The sequence below is a fragment of the Bradyrhizobium acaciae genome (genome assembly GCF_020889785.1).
GTDB lineage: Bacteria > Pseudomonadota > Alphaproteobacteria > Rhizobiales > Xanthobacteraceae > Bradyrhizobium > Bradyrhizobium acaciae.
Window position 1 is genome coordinate 1 of the sequence record NZ_JACMYK010000258.1, and the last position, 4214, is coordinate 4214.

Annotated in this window: 4 protein-coding genes and 1 pseudogene; all 5 read right to left on the reverse strand. The window is 63.9% G+C overall.

The genetic code is table 11. The features are described 5' to 3' along the window. Nucleotides 1-33 precede the first annotated feature (33 nt). On the reverse strand, nucleotides 34-1374 hold the full coding sequence (locus tag H8A92_RS39720; RefSeq protein ID WP_229200698.1) for a Rieske 2Fe-2S domain-containing protein: 1341 nt from the start codon (nucleotides 1372-1374) through the stop codon (nucleotides 34-36). A gap of 186 nt (nucleotides 1375-1560) precedes the next feature. Next, nucleotides 1561-2160 carry a DsrE family protein gene (locus tag H8A92_RS39725; protein WP_229200699.1) on the reverse strand — a complete coding sequence of 200 codons (600 nt, stop codon included), beginning with the start codon at nucleotides 2158-2160 and terminating at the stop codon, nucleotides 1561-1563. Between the two features lie 35 nt (nucleotides 2161-2195). After that, entirely contained in the window at nucleotides 2196-2828 is a 633-nt protein-coding gene (locus H8A92_RS39730; protein WP_229200700.1) for a hypothetical protein, read from the reverse strand. Beyond that, nucleotides 2825-3871, reverse strand: coding sequence for a TAXI family TRAP transporter solute-binding subunit (locus tag H8A92_RS39735; RefSeq protein WP_229200701.1), 1047 nt, complete (start codon nucleotides 3869-3871; stop codon nucleotides 2825-2827). The genes H8A92_RS39730 and H8A92_RS39735 overlap by 4 nt, the downstream gene beginning before the upstream one ends. Nucleotides 3872-3922: 51 nt before the next feature. Then, nucleotides 3923-4214: pseudogene (locus tag H8A92_RS39740) on the reverse strand (hypothetical protein); the annotation flags it as partial.

The following is a 4214-nucleotide window of genomic DNA, read 5'->3' on the forward strand; positions in this document are numbered from 1 at the left end:
CTCATCACGCTCTAGGCAGGGACGACGGCGTGATCATTCCGCAGCTGCGTTCGCTCCCGGCCCCCCGACGAATCCCACCGGATCGCCGAACCGTTCGATCACGACCGCGGTGAGGTCCTTGGTCTTGCTGGTGACGCAGGCGCCGGAGCGCACGGTGTAGCGGTCCTGATGCTGGGCATGCGGCGGCGCCTCGCCCTTTTGCAGTGCGCGGGCCGCCTCCATCACCAGCTTGCGGAAATGCATGATGCCGAGATCGGTCGGGCCGAGATGCTCGCGGGTGCGGTCGGCGATCGGCCCCTGGCTGTCCTGCACCGCGGCGTCCTGCTCGGAGACGCCCTTGATGCCGGTGTAGCTGTTGGTCCGCTGCAGCTTGCGATCGATCAGGTAGTCGTTCGACTTGTTGCGCAGCGGCACATAGTTCTCGTCGACCACGGCCATCACGCCGTTGCCGTTGGCATAGCCGTCGCGCTCGGCGTCGGTCAGCGGCCGGTGCGGATTCCACGCATAGGTGTAGATCCAGCAATTGGTGTCGGTGACCGGCACGAAGGTCTGGCCGAACATGTTCTCGCCCGGCATCGAGCTCGGCGCGTAGCTGTGGAACGGCATCAGGAACTGGGCGATCCGCCAGTAGATGTTGTCAGAGCCGGTGAGCCGCCCGCCCGCCACCGTCAGCCCGGCCTCATGCGGATTGATCTTGATCACCGGCCGCGGATCCTCGGCGATCCAGCGCATGTGATCGGTCGCGACCCGCGTCAGCGGGTTGACGAAATGCTTCTTGATGTCGAGGATCTCGTTCTCCTCCTTGTCGAAGGAGAGATGGGCGAAGGTGAAATGCGCGGTGTCGATCGAGCCCTCCACCGCCTGCACCCAGTTGCAGTCCTGCCACTTCTTGGTGACGAAGCGATGCGAGGCCGGCAGCAACGCCATCTCCAGCGCCGGCAATTCCGGCATCACCTCGGCGGGGCCCATATAGGCCCAGATCATCTCGCCCCATTCGCGCACCGGATAGGACTTGATGCGGATCAGGTCCTTTGCATTCAGATCGGGATAGGAGGTCGGCATGTCGACGCAGCGGCCGTCGGTGTCGAACTTCCAGCCGTGATAGACGCAGCGGATGCCGCATTCCTCGTTGCGGCCGAGCCAGAGATTGGCGCCGCGATGCGGGCAGTATTGATCGATGACGCCGACCACGCCCCTGGAGTCGCGGAAGGCGAGCAGCTCCTCGCCCATGACGATGATCTTCTTCGGGTCGCCGTCCGGCTCCGGCAGCTCTTCGGACAGTAGCACCGGGATCCAGAATCGGCGCAGCAATTCGCCCATCCCCGTTCCAGCACCGGATTCGGTGAGGAATTTGTTGTCTTCGGCGCGGAGCATGACGTTTCCCCGGGGTTGTTCTTGATTTTCCCGGAGCTTGGCGTAGCGGATGCGCGACGTCAATGCGATTGCCAGCAGCGCCGTCCGGCGAACCGGCGGATTTGCGGCGATTTCCTGCATCAGCCGGTCCGCAGCCGCGCCAAGGGATTCCTTGCGAGCGAATTTAACGCAAGCCGGCCCTCCAGCTCACGGCTTCACATAGGCCCACCCCTTCTCCTGCAGTTCCATCACGCGCACGACACCGGACTTCACGACCTCCGCCTGCTTGATGATCGGGATCGACTTGTTCTCGGCCTTCTGCATCTTCTCCTGGGTGTTGCCGCAGGCCTTGAACGACACCTCGGGTGTGCTGAGGGCCATTTCCTCGATGCGAGCTTTCACCGGCGAGGTATCCTCGCGGAGCATGTTGAGGCCCGGGCCGAACGTGACGACTTCGATCTTCACCTTTTCGCCGAGGCCTTTGTAATATTCGGCGACGTTGGTTGCGTTGTTGAGCGTCAGGTTCATGGCGGCAGGATCATTGCTGTTCACCTGCAGGATCAGATGATGCTCCTTCCCCTTCGGCGCCGCCGGATCATGCATGCGCGCGAGCGCAGAGCGCTTGCGCATTTCGGCCGTGGCTCGCGACGTTTCGGTTTTCCGAACATCGCTCGCCGGGTAAGCGGCGGCCTGCGCCGTCGGCACCCAGTATTTTCCGCCTTGCTCGGCCACCGCCAATGACGTGGAAGCCAGCACGGCGATGGCACCCATCACAATGAACTTCGCAGCAGATTCAAAATTGCACATCAAGCATCTCCATCTCGAAAAATGACGAACACAATTCAGTTGCCGGGCCTTGCGACAGCGAGCGGCCATTTGCAGATCGTGGCCATTCGCGCGCGCATCGCGTCCACCCCCGCGAGCGAGAATGTCGCGTCATGGGCTGCCCCGGCACCGGGTGCGAGGTGAACAACAAGCACCGCGTTGTCGGGAAGCGATTGCACCAAGCGGACGACATCGCCCGCGACGGCGACGCCGGAACCGGACGCCGGCACAGTTGCCGCGACCTGCGTCGGCTTGCCGTCATTGATGCGATAGGAAATCGCGTAGCCGTCGCTCCGGCCCGAGATCGTGGGCCCCGCAAAGGATAGTTCGGTCCGCCCGCCGCGACACCGGATCGACAGCTTCATGGACGGCTCGGCCGAATCGGCCCCCGCCGATGTCGTTGCAGTCGCGATCGGTGAATAATCGACGGGAGATGTCGTCTCGCTGATCGTCCAATTGTCGGCTCTCGACGCTTCGCGGCGGGCCGGCGCGGCGGCGTGCGACAGCTTGTCGAGGCACTCCAGACGCGCGTCATGTCCGAGCTGAGAACAGGCGCGAAGCTGTGCCATGGGATCTTCCACCCCCTGCGCCAAGGCAATGCCGTCGATGACGGTGATTGCGGCAACAAGCGGGGCGGCGAGCCTGGTCATTGCGATGCCCGCGCCGTCGCCGACTGACGATCGAGCCACGCCTGCGCGGCGGGGAAGCGCGTCAGACCCGGCACCGTCGCTCCGAGGTTGATCGATTTCCACTTCGGGTCGAAGCCCGGCCCCTGCAGCTTGTCGATACGCGAGAACAGGTGATCGACGAACCGGGCGACGCGCTCGAAACGGTTGCTGTTAGCAGGCCAATTGAAGGCAACCAGCACGGTCGGCACCGATATCGTGGCGACGCGCTCACCCTGCTTGATCAGGTTCGGGTAATCGGCGGCATCGAGAGCCGCCGGCAGATAATAGTCCTCGAACTTGCTGTCATACGGAACCGGCAGGAACTTGAAGCCGGCTTCAAATTTGCCTTTCACGAAGGCATCGACCGGCTTCGAGGTGATGAACACGACGGCCGCCATGTCGCCTTTCCGCATCTGCTCGAGCGCGACCTGATGTGGAATGAACGTCTTCTCGACCTCGACCCCGAGGCGACTGAAGATCAGCGGACCCGAATAGGCCGCGGCGGTACCCTGGCTGTTGAAGTTCACCTTCTTGCCGGCGAGGTCGCGCAGGCTCTGAATCTCCGGCCGGACGAAGATGTGCAGCTCGGACGGAAACAGATTCAGGACGTAGGTGATCCGCCGCTGGATGTCCGGAACCTGGCTCTTGTACTCCTCGAGAGCGTCGGAATTGATGATCGCCGCGTCGATGCCGCGCAGATACAGCAGCGAGTTCAGATTCTCCACCGGCCCTCGCGTCACCACCGGCAGGACGTGCAGATTGTCGCCGTCATCGACCACGCGGGCCATCTCCGCGGCAAGGCGAATCGGCGCGCCCTCGAGCAGGCCGCCGGCGAGGCCCACGGTCCAGGCATTCATGACCAGGGCTTCAGGCCTGGGCCGCGGCGATTCGGCCCGGACCAGGCGGGCCTTGTGAGGCTGACCATGTTGCGGCCGCGCATCCGCCGGGGGCGACGGCAGCGCCGGGAGCAACGACACCAGGGCAGCAAGCAGGAACAGCGGGCGCAATCCAACAGACCCTTTCATCGAACAGCTCCTTTGCAAGACATCACGTCAGCGCGTTCGCTCTTGCTGCAATCAACGCAGCGCCTCGAATCGCGCCTTTGCTTCCTTGATTCCACCGGCCTCAGCCTTCGCGTAGAGGTCGCGTGCCTTGTTCGCATCGCCGCGCGTTCCATACGTCCCCCAGTTCGTGAGGGTCAGCGGATCGTAGGTTTCCGCGAGCGCGAAGCTTGCCTGGGCGCTGCCGGTCTCGGCGACGCGCTCCAGCACGACCCGCGCACCACCGATGTCGCCCTGTTCCAGCAGCAAGCGCGCCCGCGCCATCAGTCTCGCCTCCTGCGCACCATCGTCAGGCGGGATCGCGGTG

Coding starts and splice junctions, on each gene's coding strand:
- H8A92_RS39720 (WP_229200698.1), bottom strand. CDS start 1,374: ATGCTCCGCGCCGAAGACAACAAATTCCTCACCGAATCCGGTGCTGGA.
- H8A92_RS39725 (WP_229200699.1), bottom strand. CDS start 2,160: ATGTGCAATTTTGAATCTGCTGCGAAGTTCATTGTGATGGGTGCCATC.
- H8A92_RS39730 (WP_229200700.1), bottom strand. CDS start 2,828: ATGACCAGGCTCGCCGCCCCGCTTGTTGCCGCAATCACCGTCATCGAC.
- H8A92_RS39735 (WP_229200701.1), bottom strand. CDS start 3,871: ATGAAAGGGTCTGTTGGATTGCGCCCGCTGTTCCTGCTTGCTGCCCTG.